The organism is Cupriavidus sp. C3SS-1 (assembly GCF_057073755.1).
In genome coordinates this window covers 1,208,517-1,228,363 of sequence record NZ_CP172700.1, presented here as the reverse complement: position 1 = coordinate 1,228,363, position 19,847 = coordinate 1,208,517, and the positions used below count along the sequence as shown (strand labels likewise).

The window sequence follows — 19,847 nt, the reverse complement described above, 5'->3', positions numbered from 1 at the left end:
GATGGCCTCCGTCCGCCGTGTTTACCGGCGTCGTTAGCAGTTTATTCCGTTGCCCCGGAGTGTTGGCGTGCCGACGATCCAGCGGGAATAGAAGCGGGCCCGGCGCGGTATGACAGGCATGCGGCCTTGTGCCGGACTTCCGAGGAGAACGCCATGCCTGCCAACCCCGTTCCGAACCGGCGCGATTTCCTGCGCCTTGCCGCCGCCGCGGGCGGCGCCGTCCTGGCGTCCGCCTTGCCTGGCTGGGCGGCAGCGCCGGGCAAGGACTTCTACTTCGTGCAGCTTTCGGACCTGCACTGGGGCTTCCAGGGGCCGCCGAACCCCGACGCGCGCGGCACGCTGCCCAAGGCCATCGCGGCCGTCAATGCACTGCCCGCCCCGCCCGATTTCATTGTCTTTACGGGCGACCTGACCCACACCACCGACGACCCCGACGAACGGCGCCGGCGCATGCGTGAAGTCAAGGCGCAGATCGACACGCTCCAGGTCAAGACCCGCTACCTGATGCCCGGCGAACACGATGCCAGCCTGGATCAAGGCAAGGCCTTCCAGGAGTTCTTTGGTCCCACGCACTACACCTTCGATCACCAGGGCGTCCACTTTATCGTGCTCGACAACGTCTCCGACCCGGCGGGGCGCGTCGGCGCGGCTCAGCTCGACTGGCTGGCCTCGGACCTGTCCCGCCAGCAGCGCGACGCCCCGATCGTCGTGTTCACGCACCGGCCGTTGTTCGACCTGTATCCGCAATGGGACTGGGCGACGCGCGACGGCGCCGACGTCCTGCAGCGCCTTGACCCATACCGCAACGTCACGGTCTTCTACGGCCACATCCACCAGGAACACCACCACCAGACCGGCCACATCACGCACCACGCCGCGCGCTCGCTGATCTACCCGCTACCGCCGCCGGCCTCGCAGCCGATGCGCCAGCCCGTGCCGTGGGATGCCGAGCACCCATACCGGGGATTGGGATGGCGCCAGGTCTCGACGCAACAGGCACCGTTGCGCCTGGCACTGGAAGAACGGCCCATCACCACCTGACCGCGGCTCGAAAAGGAGAATGACGATGATCGAGCAAACGCCCTTCCGCCCCGCACGCCGCCGCAGCCTGGCCTGGCTGGCGGCGCTGGCCGCATCGGTACCGTTCTGGACCGCCTCGGCCGCCGTGCCGCGGCGTATCCCCGTCACCGCGCGGCGCTTTGTGTTCACACCGAACCAGATTGCCCTGCGCAACAATGAATCCGTGATCCTCGAGCTGACCGCGCTCGATGTCATCATGGGCTTCAGCGTGCCGGACCTTGGCATCCGCGTGGACCTGCCTCCCGGCAAGAAGGTGGAAGTTCCCATCCACGCCAGCGCAGCCGGGTCGCACGTGTTCCTGTGCGACATCTTCTGCGGCTCGGGGCATGAATCGATGAACGGGCAAATCGAGATCCGTTGACCGTTGCGCCATGGCGGCCCCCGTTGTGGCTGCCAGCCGCCTAGCATGGAAGCAATCGGCCGGGCCAGCGCGGCCCGGCCCCACTGGGAGACAACCATGCCGCAGCGCGACAGCGACAAGTTCACGGGTGCCGTTCCCGACCTGTACGAGCGGTACCTCGTGCCGATGATTTTCGCCTCATACGCCGCGGACCTCGCCCGCCGGGCGGCCGCTCTGCAACCGGCCAGGGTGCTGGAAATGGCGGCCGGCACGGGCGCACTGACGCGCGAGCTGGCCCGGCAGCTGCCGCCACGGGCGTCCATCGTGGCAACGGACCTCAACCCGCCCATGCTGGAACGCGCGCGGGCCGCCGGCACCAGCCGCCCGGTCGACTGGCAGGTGGCCAATGCCATGCAGTTGCCGTTCGATGACGGCAGTTTCGATCTGGTTGCCTGCCAGTTCGGCGTCATGTTCTTTCCCGACAAGCCCGCCGCATTCGCCGAAGCGCGACGCGTGCTGGCCCCCGGCGGCACGCTCTTGTTCAACGTGTGGGACCGCATCGAGGACAACCACTTCACCGATATCGTCTGCAAGGCGCTCGGCACGCTGTTTCCGGACGATCCTCCGCAATTCATGACGCGTACGCCCCACGGCTATCACCGGCTGGCCGAGATCGCCGGGCACCTGAGGCAAGGCGGCTTTGCCGCGGCGCCTGCCATGGAAACGCTGCCACAGGCCAGCGTCGCCGAATCGGCGCGTATCGCTGCGGTGGCCTTATGCCAGGGGACGCCGCTGCGACCGGACCTGGAGTCGCGCGGGCCGGACGCATTGCAGCGCGCCACCGACCGTTGCGAGCAGGCGCTGGTGCAGGCCTTCGGTTCGGGCGTCATCGAAGGCCGCATGCAGGCGCATGTGGTCGCCGTCGTCGCCTGAGGGCGAGGCCGGCACGCCTTGTCCCCCTACCTTGGCAGGGGATCACCCAAACAGGTGATGTGGCCGTAGACACTGTTTTCCATAATCTCTGCACGACCGGCCATAGAGCCGGCGCCTCAAGGGGTCAGTCATGGAATACATCACCTTGCTGGGCGGCTATATGGTCGCCGTCCTTGTCGCATTGCTGGTCGCTGCGCACTGGAGGCTCAAGCATGACCCGGCGCTGCGCATGGATCCGCCGCCGGATTCCCCTGGCCAGCCGTCGTCTCCACCTGGCGACTGACACGGCGAGGGCCGCGCTCCGTATCATTGCGGTTTTGCGGGACCTACCCGCCCCTGGATTTCCCCTGATGTCCGTTCCTACCGCGCTGCTTGTCATCACCGCGGCCCTTAGCGCCATGATGCTCGCGATCGTCTGGTCCCTGCGCCGTTGCGGGGTACCGGGCGTCGCGGACTGGTGCCATGCCAACCTGATCGTCACCCTCGCCCTGGCGCTGTTCGCGCTGCGTGGCCAGATCAGCGACCTGCTGTCCATCGTGCTCGCCAATGCCGCGCTTTGCTGGGCGCTGGCGATGTTCTATGCGGGCTGCGTGCGCTTTACCGGCGGCCAGCCGCGCTGGGGCCGGCTGGCCGCGGGCACGCTGGCCACCATGGCCGTGGTGGTGGCCTGGCGCTATGTCTTCGACGTCTTCACCACGCGCGTGGTCGCGGTCTCTGCCTTTCATGCGGTGCTGTGCGCGCTGACCGGCATCACGCTGATCCGCTGGCGGCCGCGCGGCAGCGCCGGCAACTATCACCTGACTACCGCCGCCTTCGCGCTCTTCTTCGCCACCGGACATACTGCGCGCGGCCTGCTGTCGGCGTTTTCGCTGATGGGCGACCCGTACAGCCTGCAATCGCCGGGACTGAACACACTGTTCCTGACGCTTGGCGCGCTAGTGATGCCGGCACTGACCATGGGCGCGGTGCTGATGATCCACGACACCATGGTGCGCAAGCTCGAAGCCATCGCCAACACCGACGGGCTCACCGGCGTCATGTCGCGCAAGGCCTGGGAGGAAATGGCCAGCCGCGCGATCGCCAAAGGCGGCCACGGCAACGCAACGCTTGCCCTCGTCATTGTCGACATCGACCGCTTCAAGACCGTCAACGATACCTACGGCCATGCGGCCGGCGATGCCGTGCTGCGCGAATTCGCCGGGATGGCCGCGGCACAGGTGCGCGCCACCGACCGCGTGGGCCGGCTGGGCGGCGAGGAGTTCGCCGTGCTGTTGCCCGCCACGCGCCTGGCCGATGCGCTGCCCATTGCGGAGCGCATCCGCACTGGCGCGGAACAGCAACGCGTCCGGATCGGCGACCAGGGCGCCGCCGTGCGCTACACGATCAGCGGCGGTGTCGCCATCCTGCGCCGGGGCGAGTCGCTGGCGCAGCTCTGCGCGCGCGCGGATGCGGCGCTGTATCGGGCCAAGCTGGAAGGCCGCAACCGCATCGTCGCGCACGACGACCGGCAGACAGGTTCCGGGATGGCTACCCCGGTGCGCGAAGCACTGCCGGCCTGAGCGGGACGGCAGCGGACGGACTCAGCCCTCGCCTGCCGTGCCGCGATACGCACCGGGCCGCGAGCCGGTCCAGCGCCGGAATGCGCGATGAAAGGCGCCGGGCTCGGCAAAACCCAGTTCCGCTGCAATATCGGCCACAGGCTTGCTGGTGCGGCTGAGCGCGTCGATTGCCAGGTCGCGCCGGAGCTGGTCCTTCAGTTCCTGGTAGCTGGCGCCCTCGTCCATCAGGCGCCGGCGCAGCGATGACGCCGAAAGATTCAGGCTCAGTGCCAGCGCCTCGAAGGTCGGCCACAGCTCGGGGCGCTGGTTGCGCAACTGGCGCCGAACGCGGGCGGCCACGCTGCTGCGGTCGGAATATTTCACGACCACGTTATGCGGCGCATCGCGCAGGAACGACTTCAGGCTGCGCTCGTCCTGCCGCACGGGCTGTTCGAGCAGTCCGGCGTCGAACACCAATGCCGTCGCGGGCTGGCCGAATGCCGTCTGGCGCGAGTACATGATCCGGTATTCCGCGCCATACGGCGGCTCCGGATAGGCAAAGGACGCCAGCAGGATCGGCACGCGACGGTGCAGCAGCCAGCTCATCAGGCCCTGCAGCATGATCAGCATGGTTTCCTGCGCGAACACGCTCGGCAGCCGGCCCTGCGGCGCCGACGGCGCGGTGAGGACCAGCGCCGCGCGGTCTTCGTGCCGGTCCAGCCGCACGCCGAGGTCATCGAGCAGCAGACCGAAATAGCGCGCCACGCGTTCCAGGGCCTGGGCAAAGCTGCGGCTGCCCGCCACCGCGTGACACAGCATGGCAAAGCTGCCGCACTTCATGCTGCGCGAATCCTGGCCGAAGAATTCGTCGTCGAGCGTGGCGGCCACGGCCATCCACAGGTCGCTGTAGCTGGCCGTGGATACCCGCGCCTGCGGCACCGCCAGCAGCGCCGGCGCGATGCCGGCGCTGCGCAGCACCGGCTCGGGATCCAGCCCGCGGGCCTGCAGCCCCGAGATGGCGTGGTGGACAAAGCAAATCGCGACGCTGCCTTTTTCCATGGTGCGGCCACGCTCCGGATAGCCGATGGGCACCGGGCGGATGGCTTTCGAGTTCACAAAGAATGGCGGATTTTGGCATAGGAGCGCCGGCTTGCGGTTTCTACACTGCGCCTGTTCGATACGAAGACCGCCAAAGACCCCTCAATCGCGCCAGCCGCGCCCAGCCATGCACAGCGACTACACCGAAGAGCAAACCATGATCCGCGACAGCGCGCGCGCCTTTGCCAGCGAGCGGCTCGCCGCGGGCGCCGCCGAATGGGACCGCGCAGGAAAGCTGCCCGCCGACGTGGTCGCCGACATGGGCGCGCTCGGCCTGCTCGGCATGATCGTGCCGGAGGAATGGGGCGGCACCTATACCGACTACGTGGCCTATGCGCTGGCCATCGAGGAAATCGCCGCCGGCTGCGCCGCGTGCGCCACGCTGATGAGCGTGCACAACTCGGTCGGCTGCGGCCCGGTCCTGCACTACGGCACAGACGCGCAGAAACAACGCTACCTGCCGCGCCTGGCCAGCGGCGAAGTCATCGGCGCCTTCTGCCTGACCGAACCGCAGGCCGGCTCCGAAGCCCACAACCTGCGCACGCGCGCCCAGCCCACCGAACGAGGCTGGGTGCTGAACGGCAGCAAGCAGTTCGTCACCAACGGCCAGCGTGCCGGCGTGGCAGTGGTGTTTGCCTCCACCGAGCCGGAACGCGGCAAGAAGGGCATTTCGGCGTTCCTGGTGCCGACGGACACGCCGGGCTTTATCGTCCACGCACCCGAGAAGAAGCTGGGCATCCGCGCCTCGGATACCTGCGCGATCACGCTGGAAGATTGCGAAGTACCGCATGACGCGCTGCTCGGCGAGCCTGGCGAAGGCCTGCGCATCGCCCTGTCCAACCTGGAAGGCGGCCGCATCGGCATTGCCGCGCAGGCCATCGGCATCGCCCGTTCGGCGTTCGAGGCCGCGTGCCGCTATGCGTCGGAGCGCGTGCAGTTCGGACGGCCCCTGCGCGAGCACCCGCCGATCGCCAACATGCTGGCCGACATGGCCACCGAACTCAACGCTGCGCGCCTGCTCGTGCATCGCGCCGCGCGGATGCGCACGCAAGGGCTGCCTTGCCTGTCCGAAGCGTCGCAGGCCAAGCTCTATGCCTCCGAGCTGGCAGAACGCGTGTGCTCCAAGGCGCTGCAGATCCACGGCGGCTACGGCTACCTGGAGGACTACCCGGTCGAGCGCCACTACCGCGACGCGCGCATCACGCAGATCTACGAAGGCACCAGCGAGATCCAGCGCATGCTGATCGCGCGCAGCCTGTAGCACCGGCTTGACCCATCGAAACCGCCTGACTTGCATCCCCATCCAGAACCGACCGGAGACATCATGAGTGCACTGCCCCAGACCGCCAACGCCGTTCCGACCGTCCCGCTGCTGATCAACGGCGAGTGGGTGGCGTCATCCGCCACGGAATTCCGCAACGTGGTCAACCCAGCCACGCAAGAGGTCCTGGCCCGCGTGCCGCTGGCCACGGCCAGCGAAGTCGCCGCGGCGGTGGATTCGGCCCATCGCGCGTTTGCCACCTGGCGCCATACGCCGATCGGCGCGCGGCTGCGCATCATGCTGCGCTACCAGGCACTCATCCGCGAACACAGCAAGCGCATCGCCGCCATCCTCACGGCCGAACAGGGCAAGACACTGGCCGATGCGGAAGGCGACATCTTCCGCGGCCTGGAAGTGGTAGAGCATGCGTGCTCGATCGGCACGCTCCAGCAAGGCGGCTTTGCCGAGAACGTGGCGGCCACGGTCGATACCTATACGCTGCAGCAGCCAATCGGCGTGTGCGCTGGCATCACGCCCTTCAACTTCCCGGCCATGATCCCGCTGTGGATGTTCCCGATGGCCATCGTCTGCGGCAATACCTTCGTGCTCAAGCCGTCGGAGCAGGATCCGCTGTCGACGATGGAACTGGTCAAGCTGGCCGTGGAAGCCGGCGTGCCGCCGGGCGTGCTGAACGTGGTGCAAGGTGCCAAGGAGGTCGTCGACGCGCTGTGCACGCACCCCGATATCAAGGCCGTTTCGTTTGTCGGCTCGACCGCGGTCGGCACCCATGTCTACAACCTGGCTGGTGCGCATGGCAAGCGGGTGCAATCGATGATGGGCGCCAAGAACCATGCCGTGGTGCTGCCCGATGCGCACAAGGAGCAAACCCTGAACGCGCTGGCAGGCGCGGGCTTTGGCGCCGCCGGCCAGCGCTGCATGGCGACCTCGGTCATCGTACTGGTCGGCGCCGCGCGCGAATGGGTGCCGGAACTCGTGGCGAAGGCAAAGACGCTCAAGGTCGGCGCTGGCGCGGAGGCTGGCACCGATGTTGGCCCGGTCGTTTCGGTCGCGGCCAAGGAACGCATCCTCGGCCTGATCGCCTCCGGCGAGAAGGAAGGCGCAACGCTGGTGCTGGACGGGCGCAACGTCGAGGTACCGGGCTACCCGCAAGGCAATTTCATCGGCCCGACCATCTTCACCGATGTGACGACCGAGATGTCGGTCTACACCAACGAGATCTTCGGGCCGGTGCTGGTGGTCATCGGCGTGGAAACACTCGACGAAGCCATCGCGCTGGTCAACCGCAACCCGTTCGGCAACGGCACTGGCGTATTCACGCAGAGCGGCGCGGCGGCGCGCAAATTCCAGAGCGAGATCGATGTCGGCCAGGTCGGCATCAACATTCCCATTCCGGTGCCCGTGCCCTACTTCAGCTTCACCGGCTCGCGCGGTTCCAAGCTCGGCGACCTGGGCCCGTATGGCAAGCAGGTGGTGCAGTTCTACACCCAGACCAAGACCGTCACGGCGCGCTGGTTCGACGATGCCACGGTGAATGACGGCGTGAACACGACCATCAGCCTGAAGTAAGCGCGCCGCGCACCGACCGCCAGACAATATCCAGGAGACCCGACATGCATATCGCCTTCATCGGCCTCGGCAACATGGGCGCCCCCATGGCGCGCAACCTGCTCAAGGCCGGCCACACGCTGACCGTGTTCGACCTCAACACAGCTGCCGTGGCAGCGCTGTGCGCCGAAGGCGCGGCCTCGGCCGCTTCGGCACGCAAGGCGGTGGCCGAAGCCGACTTCGTCATCACCATGCTGCCCGCGGCCGCGCATGTCCGCACGGCCTATCTGGGTGAGGAAGGCGTGCTGGCGGGCGTGCGGCCCGGCGTGCCGCTGGTCGATTCCAGCACCATCGACCCGGCCACCGTGCGCGAACTGGCCGCTGCCGCCGACGCACATGGCAATGCGCTGGCCGACGCGCCGGTGTCCGGCGGCACCGGCGGCGCGCAGGCCGGTACGCTGACGTTCATGGTCGGCGCCACGCCGGAGTTGTTCGAGCGGGTCAAGCCGGTGCTCGCCAATATGGGCCGCAACCTGGTTCATTGCGGCGAGACCGGCACCGGTCAAGTCGCCAAGATCTGCAACAACCTGATCCTCGGGATCTCGATGATCGGCGTGTCGGAAGCCATGGCGCTCGGCGTGCGGCTGGGCATTGACGCCAACGTGCTGGCCGGCATCGTCAATACCTCGACGGGTCGTTGCTGGTCGTCGGACACCTACAACCCGTATCCCGGCGTGATCGAGACCGCCCCGTCGTCGCGCGGCTACACGGGCGGCTTCGGCGCCGACCTGATGCTCAAGGACCTTGGGCTGGCAGCCGATGCCGCACGCAGCGTGAAGCAGCCGCTGTTCCTTGGCGCGCTGGCGCAGCAACTCTATCAGGCCATGAGCCAGGCCGGCGACGGCCAGCTCGATTTCTCCGGGGTGATCCGGCAATACCAGCCCAAAGCCGGAGCCTGAGGGAAGCCAGCCATGATCGAATTCACCCTGGACGGGCACATTGCCCGCCTCACGCTCAGCCGCCCGCCCGCCAATGCCTTCACGGCCGAGGGGCTGCAGCAACTGCAGGATCTTGTCGCCAGGATTGACGCCGACCCGCAAGTCCGCGCCGTCGTCATCACCGGCAGCGGAGACCGCTTCTTCAGTGCCGGCGCGGACCTGAACGGCTTCTCCAACGGCGACCGCGCCCATGCACGCGTGATGGCGCAGCGCTTTGGCACGGCCTTCGAAGCGCTGCAGAACGCGCGCCCGCTCGTGATCGCCGCGATCAACGGCTACGCCATGGGCGGCGGGCTGGAATGCGCGCTCGCCTGCGATGTGCGCATTGCCGAAGAGCAGGCGCAGATGGCCTTGCCAGAGGCAGCCGTGGGCCTGTTGCCCTGCGGCTGCGGCACGCAAACCCTGCCCTGGCTGGTCGGCGAAGGCTGGGCCAAGCGCATGATCCTCACCAATGAGCGGGTGGATGCTCCAACGGCGCTGCGCATCGGGCTGGTGGAAGAAGTGGTGCCACGCGGCAAGTCGCTGGACGCCGCGCTGGCCATGGCCGAACGCGCATGCGCCGTGAGCCCGCGCGCGGCGGCCTACAGCAAGCAGCTCGTACATCTCGCGCGCCAGGGCGTGCCGCGCCAGGCCGCACTCGCGCTGGAACGCGAGCGCTTTGTCGACCTGTTCGACGGCGAGGACCAGCGCGAAGGCGTCAATGCCTTCCTGCAGAAACGTGCGCCCCAATGGCGCAACGGCTAGGAGCCGGCATGAGACTCACACCGGAAAGCACGCCCGCCACCCCGTCCGCCGGCGCCGAACCCGAAGTCCTGTTCGAGGTCATCAACCGCGTCGGCCTGGTCACGCTGAACCGGCCACGCCAGCTTAATGCGCTGTCGTACCCGATGATCACGATGCTGGCCGCGCAGCTCGATGCCTGGGCCGCGCAGGACGATATCGAAGCCGTAGTACTGCGCGGCGCCGGGCCAAAGGCGTTCTGCGCGGGCGGCGATATCCGCGCGCTGTATGACAGCCATCGCGACGGCACGTCGCTGCAGCGCCAGTTCTTCATCGACGAATACCAGCTCGACTACCGCCTGCACCGCTATCCCAAGCCGGTGGTGGCGCTGATGGATGGCATCGTCATGGGCGGCGGCATGGGGCTGTCGCAGGCGGCGCACCTGCGCATCGTCACCGAACGCTCGCGCGTGGCCATGCCGGAAACCGGCATCGGGCTCGTGCCTGATGTCGGCGCGAGCCATTTCCTGTCGAAGATGCCGGTCCAGCTCGCGCTCTATCTCGGGCTGACGGGCGTAACCATAGGCGCCGAAGATGCCTTGCTGTGCGGGCTCGCGGACGCCGCTATCAATAGCGTGACGCTGGCCGGCCTCGAAGAAACGTTGCGGACTGTTCGCTGGAGTGGCCAGCCACTGGACGACCTGCGCCGCACGCTGGTACGCGAGCCGATCTGCAGCGCGGCGGACGCGCCACTGCTTGACGTGCTGCCGGCCCTGATGCGGCATTTCCCGGCCGACGCGGCACTCCCCGAGATCATCGCCGGCCTGGCCTGCCAGGACGATCCCCGCTACGCCGAGTGGGCCGCGCGCACGTCGGACACGCTGCGCAAGCGCTCGCCACTGGCCACGTGTGCCACGCGCGAGCTTTTGCTGCGTGGCCGCCGCCTTGACCTGGCCGACTGCTTCCGCATGGAACTGGCCGTGGTGGTGCAGTCGTTCACCCGTGGGGATTTCATCGAGGGCGTGCGAGCGCTGATCGTAGACAAGGACAACGCGCCCAACTGGCGTGTGAGCAGCTACGACGCCGTGGACCGGAGTGCGGTGGAGGTGCTGTTCGCGCGCTGGTGGCAACCGGGTGATGATCCGCTGCACGAGCTGCACGAGCTGCACTGAGGCCCGTGCCCGATCCGGAAGGCCTGCGCCGTTACAACGCAGGCCTGCTTCCTCGCCTCAGGCCTTGTGCTTGCCGTGACCGTCCGCGGACTCGGCGACTGGCACCTTGATCAGCCCATCCGCACGGAACATCGCCTTGATGCCGCGCACGGCCTGCCGGATGCGCGCTTCGTTCTCGATCAGCGCGAAGCGCACGTATTCATCGCCATAGTCGCCGAAGCCAATGCCCGGCGAAACCGAGACTTTCGCCTTGGCCAGCAGCTGCTTGGCGAACTCCAGCGAACCCAGCGAACGGTATGGCTCCGGGATGCGCGCCCAGATATACATCGACGCCTTCGGGATATCGACCGGCCAGCCCGATTCGATCAGCCCTTTCGCCAGCACGTCGCGACGCGACTGGTAGTGCGCGGCAATCTCCTTCACGCATTCCTGGTCGCCCTCCAGCGCGGCAATGGCCGCCACCTGCACCGGCGTGAAGGTGCCGTAGTCGTGATAGCTCTTGATACGCGTGAGCGCGGCCACCAGGTCCGGGTTGCCCACCATGAAGCCGATACGCCAGCCCGCCATGTTGTAGCTCTTGGACAGCGTGAAGAACTCCACCGCGATGTCCTTGGCGCCGGGCACCTGCATGATCGACGGCGCCTTCCAGCCGTCGAAGACGATGTCGGCATAGGCCAGGTCGTGCACGACGAAGATGTCGTGCTTGCGCGCCAGCGCGATCACGCGCTCGAAGAAATCCAGCTCCACGCACTGCGCGGTCGGGTTCGACGGGAAGCCGAGCACGATCATCTTCGGCTTCGGATAGCTGCCGCGAATGGTGCGCTCGAGCTCCGCGAAGAAATCGACGCCCGGCACCAGCGGCACGGAACGGATATCGGCACCGGCAATCACCGCGCCATAGATATGGATCGGGTAGCTTGGGTCGGGCACCAGCACGGAGTCGCCGCGATCGAGCGTGGCCAGCATCAGGTGCGCCAGGCCTTCCTTGGAACCGATGGTGACGATGGCTTCGGTATCCGGATCGATCTCCACGTCATAGCGCTCGCGATACCAGTGCGAGATCGCGCGGCGCAGGCGCGGTATGCCCCTCGACGTGGAGTAGCCATGCGTGTCCGGCCGTTGCGCGGCCTCTACCAGCTTGGCGACGATATGCGGCGGCGTGGCCCCGTCCGGGTTGCCCATGCTCATGTCGATGATGTCCTCGCCACGGCGGCGGGCGGCCATCTTCAACTCGGCGGTGATATTGAAAACGTACGGGGGAAGGCGATCGATGCGCGCAAAGCGGCGCTTGCCAGAGCTGGCAGTCATGAAGGAGTCCTTTACGTAAGCGCCCGGAACCGTCCGAGCGACGTCGGCAACCGCTGTCTCGGCTGCCGGGGGACCATGTTAGCGGGGATGGGGGGATTGCACAACGGGGGAACGCGACGGCCCCACATAGGCCCTAAGCTGCTGTCCCTGGCCTACCAGACAGTCGTGACATGTTTATAGGCCCGAATCTTCTCATCCTTGGTGACCACCGGAGCCGCCAACTTGCGCGCCGTCGCGACGATCATCCGGTCCACGGGGTCCTTATGGAACTCCCCTGGCAGATGGATCGATTTGATCGAAACGTCGACATCGACCGGATAGAAACACACCGCGTCGATCTCCGCGACCGTGCTTAGCCAACTCTCGACATCCATCGTCAGCAAGAGTTTATCCCGCTCTACAAGCATGGCGATTTCCCACGCAGAGATCGCCGAAATGACAATCTGTCCATCGATGCATTCGTGCTCGATAGCAGCGCTTGCCCTGGCACTCAGTTCCTTGCTTCCACTCGCCCACCAGACCAGGGCATGCGTGTCCAGCACGATCACTGGCCCGCCTCCCATTCCACGTCGATGGGGTCCGTCGGGTTGTCATAGCGGACGACCGTGCCGGACAGGATTTCCTATCGGCCCGTGCGCGAGATGCCAGGCGGCTTACCGCCCTCTTACAGCAACTTGCCTCCCGGCGGACTGCTCGGCCGATCCGCCGGCAAGTGCTGGATGATGCAGTCCAGCGCCCGCGTGTCCGCCTTGCCAGCACCCAGCGTCCCGCCGACCGACGTGCGGTACTGCGCCGGACTGATCCGCCTGTAGTACAGGCGCGAGGTCTGGTCCAGCCAGTAGACGTAGTCGTCGTCCCCCGTGCTGCCGCTGTTGCGCAGCCACTCGCTGATGTTGTTGGTGCCGATGACCATATTGGGACAGGCCGTCTTCAGCGAATCCAGGTAGGCATTGAAACCCTTGGCCTCGATGTTGCGGACAGAGTCCGGTGCGCAGGCGGCCAGCGTCAGGGCAACGCCTGCCGCCGCGGCAAATTGAATCCTTATCCAGCCCGATGCGATGTTCGGCACAGCAGCCTCCTTGCGAGTTGCGTTGCCGTCATCTTAGGCCATCGGGGCGCAGCTCAGTCTTCGAGGGTCTCATGCACGGCCGCCGCGCCGCGTTTCCAGTAGCTCGACGCGCGGATTCGTGTTTTCGCAATGCCACGCTCGGCGACAAGATGCTGGCGAACTGCCTTGATTGCGGCAGACTCCCCGGCCGCCCAGACATAACCTTCGCCATGCGGCAGCCCGATCTTGCGCAGCGCCGGTTCGAGCAAGCTGCCCTCGGGCCCGTTGCCCCGGTGCAGCCAGTGGACCTCCAGCTTCGCGGCGCTCGGAAGGGGAATTTCGGCCGCTGCGTCGGGCACTTCCACGACCACCAGCGCGCGGGTATTCGCTCCCAGTTCCTCCAGCCGGCGCCCGATGGCTGGCAAAGCCGTTTCATCGCCAATCAGCAGGTGCCAGTCGAACTCCGTGGGGACCACGAAGGAGCCGCGCGGACCGCCTACGCCAAGGTACTGTCCCGGCTGCGCCTGGGCGGCCCATGTCGAGGCGGGCCCATCGCCATGCAAAACGAATTCGATATCCAGTTCCTGCGCAGCCGGATCGTGGCGGCGCGGCGTGTAGTCGCGCGCGGGCGGCCGTGGCTTGCCTTCGGCAAAGACCGGACCATTGGGCCCGACCTCCGGCATTGCCGGCTTGTCGGCGCCGCCTTGCGGGAAGAAGACCTTCACATGGTCGTCAAACGAGGCCGAGACGAAGTCGGCTAGATCAGCGCCGTGCAGGGTCACACGCAGCAATTGCGGAGAAACGAGCCGGGTACGGACGACCTGGAGCATCCGCATCTTCAGCGGATGGCGGACGCGCTGCACGGTGAGGTCGCGGATGGAGTGGGTGGCTTCAGTCTGTGTGGTCATGGAATTCCTCAAATGAAGGGCGCTCGCAGCGCCCAGGGCGGACGCAAAGGTCAACGCCACGACTCAGCGCTTGGGGCCGGCTTCGATTTCTGCCGTGGCCTGCGCGAGGATGGCGGCGATGCGCCGCTGCTCATCGGGCGAGGCATCGCCGCGCAGCGCCAGCGCGCGCTTGAGCGCCACGCGGGCCTGCACGAACTCGGGCGCCCAGCCGCCCTGCTCTGGCTCGATCTGCGGCTCGCCGGCCATGGCGCGGCGGATCCAGTCCATCTTGCGCGCGGCATGGCGCAGGCGTCCCAGCATCAGGTCGAGCCGGTCCTTGTTGGCCGTCAGATAGGCGCGGCCGGCATCGGCGAGGTGGTAGCGCTTCTTGTTGCCCTCGGTATCCACCGTGGCATAGCCGACCTCTTCCAGATAGGTCAGCGCGGGATACACCATGCCGGGGCTTGGCTTGTAGAAGCCGCTGGTGCGCGTCTCCAGGGCCTTGATCAGCTCATAGCCGTGGCTGGGCTTCTCCTCCAGCAAGGCGAGCAGCAGCAATTGCAGGTCCTCGGCGCTGAACTTGCGGCCGCGCCGCCAGCCTTCGCCGTCAAAGTCACCCGGACCGTCAAACCCGTCGCCATCCCCTTGCCCGCCCCATGGACCGCCGCCGCGCGGATGGCGCCCGATCGCATGGTGTAAAAAATGATGAGAAAGACGCATGCCGAGACGGTGACCCAGGCCCGGACGGTCGAATGAAGCAAATGGATGTCGCACGAGCGCCTCCGATATATCTTAAAACATATCTTAAGATATATATCGGAGACTGCGAAGTCAAGTTTTGTTGCTGCGCCCCACCGCCACGGGGGACGGTGCCGCCGTCACTTCATGCGGTACCAGTGGAAGCCATCCGACCCGGTTTCCCGAATCGCTTCGCCCAGGTGCATCAGGTAGTTCAGGTGCGCGATGCTCTCGCCTGTTGCCATGCCGAGCAGGCCCGGGCTGTCGATGGGCCGCGAAAACAGTTGCCCGAACACGTCGACAGCCCGCCGCGGCTCGGCCAGTGCCGCGCGCAGGCGATCAAGTGCCTGGTGCTGGCTGCGCGACAGGTAGTCGAGCCGGGCATGCAGGCCGCGGAACGGTTCGTTGTGCGCCGGCAGCACCAGCACGTCGTCCGGCACCTCGCGCCGGACCTTGTCGAGCGAGTCCAGCCAGTCACCCATCGGGTCGGCTTCGGGCTCGGTCGGGAACACCGAGACATTGGAAGAAATGCGCGGCAGGACCTGGTCGCCGGAGATCAGCAACTTCAGCGCCGGGCAGTACAGGCAGGCATGTTCGGGGGAATGCCCCTTGCCGACGACCACGCGCCATTCGTGCTCGCCGATGCGCAGCACGTCGCCATCCGTCAGGCGCTGGAAGCTCTCGGGCAGCGCGTGCACATACTTGCCGAAGCCGCCAAACCGGGCCCGGTACACTTCGATGTCGTCCTCGGTCCACCCTGCCTGCCGGTAGAATTCCACGCCTTCCTGCGGCGCGGCGCGGCCGGTATCGGCGGCCAGTACGCGGCACATCAGATATTCCATCGACGTCATCCAGAGCCGGCAGCCGAACTTGCGCGTGAGCCAGCCGGCCATGCCAATGTGGTCGGGGTGCATATGGGTGACGAACAGCCGCGTCAGGCCGCCGCCGGCCAGCGCGCCGCCATCGGTGAACAGCGTCCGCCACGCTGCCGCGGTCTCGGGCGTCTGCAGGCCGGAATCCACGGCCGCCCAGCCCGCGCCGTCGCGGATGGCCCAGAGGTTGATGTGGTTCAGGCCCAGCGGCATCGGCATGCGTAGCCAGCGCACGCCGGGCGCGACTTCACGCGCCTGGCCCGGCGCGGGCGCGTCGCCGCAGGGATAGTCGAGGGTGGGTTTTTCGAGAGGAGACTGCGTGGTAGGGGCGTTCTGGCTCATGCTTTCTCGGCCTTGTCGGTGTCGGGCTGTGCGCCCGGCTGACGGCCGCTGCGGCCTGCCCCCGGGTCTCTTGTCCAGCAGACACCTTAGCCGAGTTGGACCATTCGTGTCACGCCCCGATTCAGGGGGTTACTGGCCTTGCGCCGGCAGTACCTTGCCTGGATTGAGCAGGTTGCGCGGGTCCAGTGCCTGCTTCACCTGCCACATCAGTTCGATCTCCACGGTGGACTTGAACTGCGCGAGGTCATCGCGCTTGACCACGCCGATGCCGTGCTCGGCCGAGATCGAGCCGTTCTCGGCATGCGCCATGGCATCGACCAGGCCGGAGATGCGCGCATACCACTGGGCCAGGAATTCCTTCGCCGGCTGGTCCTTCGGACGCAGCGGATTGAAGTGGACGTTGCCGTCGCCCATATGTCCGTAGATCACCATGCGGGCCGACGGCTCCAGCGCCAGCACCTGCGCGGACGCCTCTTCGACAAACGCCGCGATGCGCGACAGCGGCACCGAGACATCGCACTTGATGCTGCCGCCCGTACGCGTCTGCGCGTCCGAAATCTCTTCGCGGATGCGCCAGAAGTTCTGCGCATCGGACAGGCTGGCCGCGACGGCGGCGTCCAGCACCAGCCCTTGCTCGAAGCCCGACTCCAGAATCTCCATCAACGTCGCGTTGAGGCTTTCCGCATTGGTGCCCGACGTCAGTTCAACCAGCACCATCCAGTCGTGCATCGCGGGCAGCGGCGAGGGGACGTTGCCCAGGTACTCGAGCACCAGTTCCAGCGCCGGGCGCGAGATCAGCTCGAACGCGGTCACGGCCTGCCCGGACAAGCGCTTGGCCTCGCCAAGCAACTGCACGGCCGCCGCGGGGCTCTGTACCGCAACGAATGCCACCGCCGCACTGCGCGGCTGCGGCATCAGCTTGAGCACCGCGCCGGTGATGATGCCGAGCGTACCTTCCGCACCGATGAACAGGTGCTTGAGGTCATAGCCGGTGTTGTCCTTGCGCAAGCCGCGCAGTTGCGAGTAGATGCGTCCGTCCGGCAGCACGGCCTCGATCCCGAGCACCAGGTCGCGCATGTTGCCGTAGCGCAGCACCGCGGTGCCGCCGGCATTGGTGGACAGGTTGCCGCCGATTTGGCACGAGCCTTCCGAGCCGATGCGCAGCGGGAACAGGCGCTGCTCCCCTTCCGCCGCGCTGCGCGCCGCGCTCAGCGTGACGCCCGCCTGCAACGTCATGGTGTCATTCACGGTGTCGATAGCCAGCACGCGGTTCATGCGCCGCAGGTTGATGACCACGGCCGCGCCCGTACCGTCCGGCACCGCGCCGCCCATCAGCGACGTGTTGCCGCCTTGCGGCACGACCGGCACGTGGTTGGCATGGCACCACTGCATGACCTGGCTGACTTCTTCCGTCGACGCAGGCAGCACCACCACCTGGGCCTTGCCATGGTAGATGCCGCGGTAGTCGGTGACGAAGGGTTGCATGTCGGCGTCGCCGCTCAGGCAGGCGTTTTCGCCAACAATGGCCTGCATCGCGCGCAGGGTGGCTTGCGGGTTCGTGGCTTGGGCTTCGACTGGCATGTTGCGATGGGAAATCGAGGGTCGTGTTCAATAAGCGGCGGAAGGCGCGGCAACCGTGCTGCCGGCCTGCTGCGGCTTGAATTCTGCCGCCAGGCGTCGCGCCGCGTTGGCGTACATCGTCACGTCGACGCCGGTTGCCACGAAGGTGCAGCCCAGCGCCAGGTAGCGGCGCGCCAGCGCCGGGTCGGAAGTCAGCGTGCCGGCGGCCTTGCCGGAGGCAATGATGGTCCGCATCGCGCCCTCGATCGCAGCCTGCACTTCCGGATGTCCCGGCTTGCCGCGATAGCCCATCGACGCCGCAAGGTCCGCGGGGCCGATGAACACACCATCCACGCCGTCCACAGTGCAGATTTCCTCAAGGTTCTTCAGCGCCGTCACGGTTTCCGCCTGCACGAGCAGGCAGACCTCGTCATCGGCCACGTCCAGGTAGTCCGTGCGGCTGCTCCAACGCGACGCGCGCCCCACCGCACTGCCCACGCCGCGGATGCCTTGTGGCGGATAGCGCGTTGCGCTGACCATCATGCGCGCCTGCTCGGCCGTATCGACCATCGGCACCAGCAGGGTCTTCGCGCCGATATCGAGCAGCTGCTTGATCAGCGCGACCTCGCCCGCCAGCGCGCGCACCACCGGCTGCGACGCATACGGTGCAACGACCTGCAGCGCCTGCAGGGTCGAGCGCAGGTCGTTCGGCGCGTGTTCGCCGTCGATCAGCAGCCAGTCGAAACCGGCGGTGGCCGACACTTCGGCCAGGTAGGGCGTAGCCATCGAAAGCCAGAGGCCGATCTGCGCCTGGCGGGCCGCCAGCGCGGCCTTGAACGGATTATGTGCGGGCATGATGCCTTGTATTCGGGGTACGGGAGTACCGGGTGTTGCCACTCAGCCGAGCTGGCCGTGGCAAAGGTACTTGGTATGCAGGTAGTCGTCCAGCCCGTGGCGCGAGCCTTCGCGCCCGTAGCCGGACTCTTTGACACCGCCGAACGGCGCGGCCTCTGCGGCGATTGCGCCTTCGTTGATGCCGACCATGCCGGTCTCCAGCGCCTGCGCGACGCGCCAGATGCGGCGCACGTCGTTCGAGTAGAAGTAGGCGGCCAGCCCGAACGGCGTGTCGTTCGCGTCGCGGATCACCTCGGCCTCGTCGCGGAACCGGAAGACCGGCGCCACCGGGCCGAAGGTCTCTTCGCGGGACAGCTCCATCTCGGGCGTGGCGTCGACCAGCACTGTCGGCGCGTAGTAGTGCGGGCCATCGGCCGTGCGCACACGCCGTCCGCCCGTCACCACGCGCGCGCCCCTGGCCACCGCGTCTTCAACGTGCCGCGCGATCTTGTCGACCGCGCGCGCATTGATCATCGGCCCGATCTGCGCGTTTTCGTCCGTGGCCGGCCCGACGTGAAGCGCGCCCACGCGGTGTGCCAGCCGTTCGACAAACTCGTCATGCACTGTGTCGTGCACGTAGACGCGGTTCGGGCATACGCAGGTCTGCCCGCCATTGCGGAACTTGGAGGCCATCAGGCCATCGACCGCGGCGTCGAGGTCGGCATCCTCGAACACAATGAACGGCGCATTGCCGCCGAGTTCCAGCGACAGCTTCTTGAGGGTGCCGGCCGATTCGCGGGCGAGATGCTTGCCCACCGGCGTGGAGCCCGTGAACGTGATCTTGCGCACGCGGCTGTCGGCCAGCCACGCATCGACCACGGCCGGCGTGCTTTCGCGCGACGCCGTGACGATATTGAGCACGCCTGCCGGCAGGCCGGCCTGCTCGGCAAGCCAGGCCAGCGCAAGCGCGGTCAGCGGCGTGTCCTCGGCGGGCTTGGCCACCACCGTGCAGCCCGCCGCCAGCGCCGGCGCGATCTTGCGGGCGATCATCGCCAGCGGGAAATTCCACGGCGTGATGGCCGCCACTACGCCTACCGGTTCCTTGAGCACCAGCAGCTTGCGGCCCGGCACGGCCTCCGCGACGATGTCGCCGCAGATGCGCGTGGCCTCTTCGGCAAACCACTCGACGTAAGACGCCCCGTACAGCACCTCGCCGAGCGCTTCCTTCAACGGCTTGCCCTGCTCGGTCGAGATGATGCGGGCCAGGTCTTCCTGGCTCGCCAGGATCAGCGCGTGCCAGCGCTTGATCAGTTGCGCGCGCTCGCGCGCCGGGCGGGCGCTCCAGGCGGGGAACGCTTCGGCGGCAGCGTCCGCCGCGCGGCCCGCGTCGTCGTCGCCGCTGTCAGGCACATGGGCGAACACCTCGCCCGTGGCCGGATTGGTGACCGCGAAGCGGGCGCCCTGCCCGGCATCGCGCCATTGCTGGTTGATGAAATTCTGGCTGCGCAGCAGCGCGGCATTGGCAAGCGTCAGGGACATGGAAGAAGCCTAA

20 protein-coding genes are annotated in these 19,847 nt (G+C 67.1%); 10 read left to right on the top strand and 10 right to left on the bottom strand.

Annotated features, from left to right (window positions below; genetic code table 11):
- Window positions 1-153: 153 nt before the first annotated feature.
- The 5 genes from ACIGJC_RS21705 to ACIGJC_RS21685 all read left to right on the top strand — a co-directional run bounded on the left by ACIGJC_RS21705 (window position 154) and on the right by ACIGJC_RS21685 (window position 3,912).
- Window positions 154-1,041, top strand: a complete 888-nt coding sequence (locus tag ACIGJC_RS21705; protein ID WP_483714237.1) for a metallophosphoesterase family protein — start codon at window positions 154-156, stop codon at window positions 1,039-1,041.
- A 25-nt stretch (window positions 1,042-1,066) separates the two neighbouring features.
- Window positions 1,067-1,441 (top strand): cupredoxin domain-containing protein, encoded by a 375-nt coding sequence (locus ACIGJC_RS21700; RefSeq protein WP_483714236.1) that lies wholly within the window; start codon window positions 1,067-1,069, stop codon window positions 1,439-1,441.
- A 96-nt stretch (window positions 1,442-1,537) separates the two neighbouring features.
- Window positions 1,538-2,353: a class I SAM-dependent methyltransferase gene (locus tag ACIGJC_RS21695; protein WP_483714235.1), complete on the top strand. Its 816-nt coding sequence runs from the start codon at window positions 1,538-1,540 to the stop codon at window positions 2,351-2,353.
- A gap of 130 nt (window positions 2,354-2,483) precedes the next feature.
- A complete protein-coding gene (locus ACIGJC_RS21690) occupies window positions 2,484-2,636 on the top strand; it encodes a hypothetical protein (RefSeq protein WP_483714234.1) in 153 nt (50 codons plus the stop codon).
- A gap of 67 nt (window positions 2,637-2,703) precedes the next feature.
- Entirely contained in the window at window positions 2,704-3,912 is a 1,209-nt protein-coding gene (locus ACIGJC_RS21685; RefSeq protein ID WP_483714233.1) for a GGDEF domain-containing protein, read from the top strand.
- 21 nt (window positions 3,913-3,933) lie between these two features.
- Here ACIGJC_RS21685 and ACIGJC_RS21680 read toward each other — a convergent pair whose 3' ends face one another.
- Window positions 3,934-4,950, bottom strand: a complete 1,017-nt coding sequence (locus ACIGJC_RS21680) for an AraC family transcriptional regulator (protein ID WP_483714502.1) — start codon at window positions 4,948-4,950, stop codon at window positions 3,934-3,936.
- Between the two features lie 166 nt (window positions 4,951-5,116).
- Between ACIGJC_RS21680 and ACIGJC_RS21675 the strand changes: the two genes are divergently transcribed.
- The 5 genes from ACIGJC_RS21675 (at window position 5,117) to ACIGJC_RS21655 (ending at window position 10,706) form a co-directional block, all read left to right on the top strand.
- A complete protein-coding gene (locus ACIGJC_RS21675; RefSeq protein WP_483714232.1) occupies window positions 5,117-6,250 on the top strand; it encodes an acyl-CoA dehydrogenase family protein in 1,134 nt (377 codons plus the stop codon).
- Window positions 6,251-6,313: 63 nt separating this feature from the next.
- A complete protein-coding gene (locus ACIGJC_RS21670; protein ID WP_483714231.1) occupies window positions 6,314-7,837 on the top strand; it encodes a CoA-acylating methylmalonate-semialdehyde dehydrogenase in 1,524 nt (507 codons plus the stop codon).
- A 44-nt stretch (window positions 7,838-7,881) separates the two neighbouring features.
- Window positions 7,882-8,775 (top strand): 3-hydroxyisobutyrate dehydrogenase, encoded by an 894-nt coding sequence (gene mmsB, locus ACIGJC_RS21665; RefSeq protein ID WP_483714230.1) that lies wholly within the window; start codon window positions 7,882-7,884, stop codon window positions 8,773-8,775.
- Window positions 8,776-8,787: 12 nt separating this feature from the next.
- Complete coding sequence (locus ACIGJC_RS21660) at window positions 8,788-9,558, top strand: enoyl-CoA hydratase (protein ID WP_483714229.1); 771 nt, start codon at window positions 8,788-8,790, stop codon at window positions 9,556-9,558.
- An 8-nt stretch (window positions 9,559-9,566) separates the two neighbouring features.
- Window positions 9,567-10,706: an enoyl-CoA hydratase/isomerase family protein gene (locus ACIGJC_RS21655; RefSeq protein WP_483714228.1), complete on the top strand. Its 1,140-nt coding sequence runs from the start codon at window positions 9,567-9,569 to the stop codon at window positions 10,704-10,706.
- A gap of 57 nt (window positions 10,707-10,763) precedes the next feature.
- On the opposite strand, the gene alaC is transcribed toward ACIGJC_RS21655, so the two are convergent.
- From alaC to ACIGJC_RS21610, 9 genes are all read right to left on the bottom strand, one after another.
- The gene (gene alaC / locus ACIGJC_RS21650; RefSeq protein ID WP_483714227.1) at window positions 10,764-12,014 is read right to left on the bottom strand and encodes an alanine transaminase; all 1,251 of its coding nucleotides are present in this window, start codon (window positions 12,012-12,014) and stop codon (window positions 10,764-10,766) included.
- A gap of 152 nt (window positions 12,015-12,166) precedes the next feature.
- Window positions 12,167-12,562, bottom strand: coding sequence for a type II toxin-antitoxin system VapC family toxin (locus tag ACIGJC_RS21645; protein WP_483714226.1), 396 nt, complete (start codon window positions 12,560-12,562; stop codon window positions 12,167-12,169).
- Between the two features lie 116 nt (window positions 12,563-12,678).
- Window positions 12,679-13,083 (bottom strand): hypothetical protein, encoded by a 405-nt coding sequence (locus ACIGJC_RS21640; protein WP_483714225.1) that lies wholly within the window; start codon window positions 13,081-13,083, stop codon window positions 12,679-12,681.
- Between the two features lie 53 nt (window positions 13,084-13,136).
- The gene (locus tag ACIGJC_RS21635) at window positions 13,137-13,970 is read right to left on the bottom strand and encodes a siderophore-interacting protein (protein WP_483714501.1); all 834 of its coding nucleotides are present in this window, start codon (window positions 13,968-13,970) and stop codon (window positions 13,137-13,139) included.
- 63 nt (window positions 13,971-14,033) lie between these two features.
- Window positions 14,034-14,669, bottom strand: coding sequence for a PadR family transcriptional regulator (locus ACIGJC_RS21630; RefSeq protein ID WP_483714499.1), 636 nt, complete (start codon window positions 14,667-14,669; stop codon window positions 14,034-14,036).
- A 158-nt stretch (window positions 14,670-14,827) separates the two neighbouring features.
- Window positions 14,828-15,901, bottom strand: coding sequence for an MBL fold metallo-hydrolase (locus ACIGJC_RS21625; RefSeq protein WP_483714224.1), 1,074 nt, complete (start codon window positions 15,899-15,901; stop codon window positions 14,828-14,830).
- 129 nt (window positions 15,902-16,030) lie between these two features.
- A complete protein-coding gene (locus ACIGJC_RS21620) occupies window positions 16,031-17,434 on the bottom strand; it encodes an FAD-binding oxidoreductase (RefSeq protein ID WP_483714498.1) in 1,404 nt (467 codons plus the stop codon).
- 75 nt (window positions 17,435-17,509) lie between these two features.
- Complete coding sequence (hpaI, locus tag ACIGJC_RS21615) at window positions 17,510-18,316, bottom strand: 4-hydroxy-2-oxoheptanedioate aldolase (RefSeq protein WP_483714223.1); 807 nt, start codon at window positions 18,314-18,316, stop codon at window positions 17,510-17,512.
- 42 nt (window positions 18,317-18,358) lie between these two features.
- Window positions 18,359-19,834, bottom strand: a complete 1,476-nt coding sequence (locus tag ACIGJC_RS21610; protein WP_483714221.1) for an NAD-dependent succinate-semialdehyde dehydrogenase — start codon at window positions 19,832-19,834, stop codon at window positions 18,359-18,361.
- Window positions 19,835-19,847 lie beyond the last annotated feature (13 nt).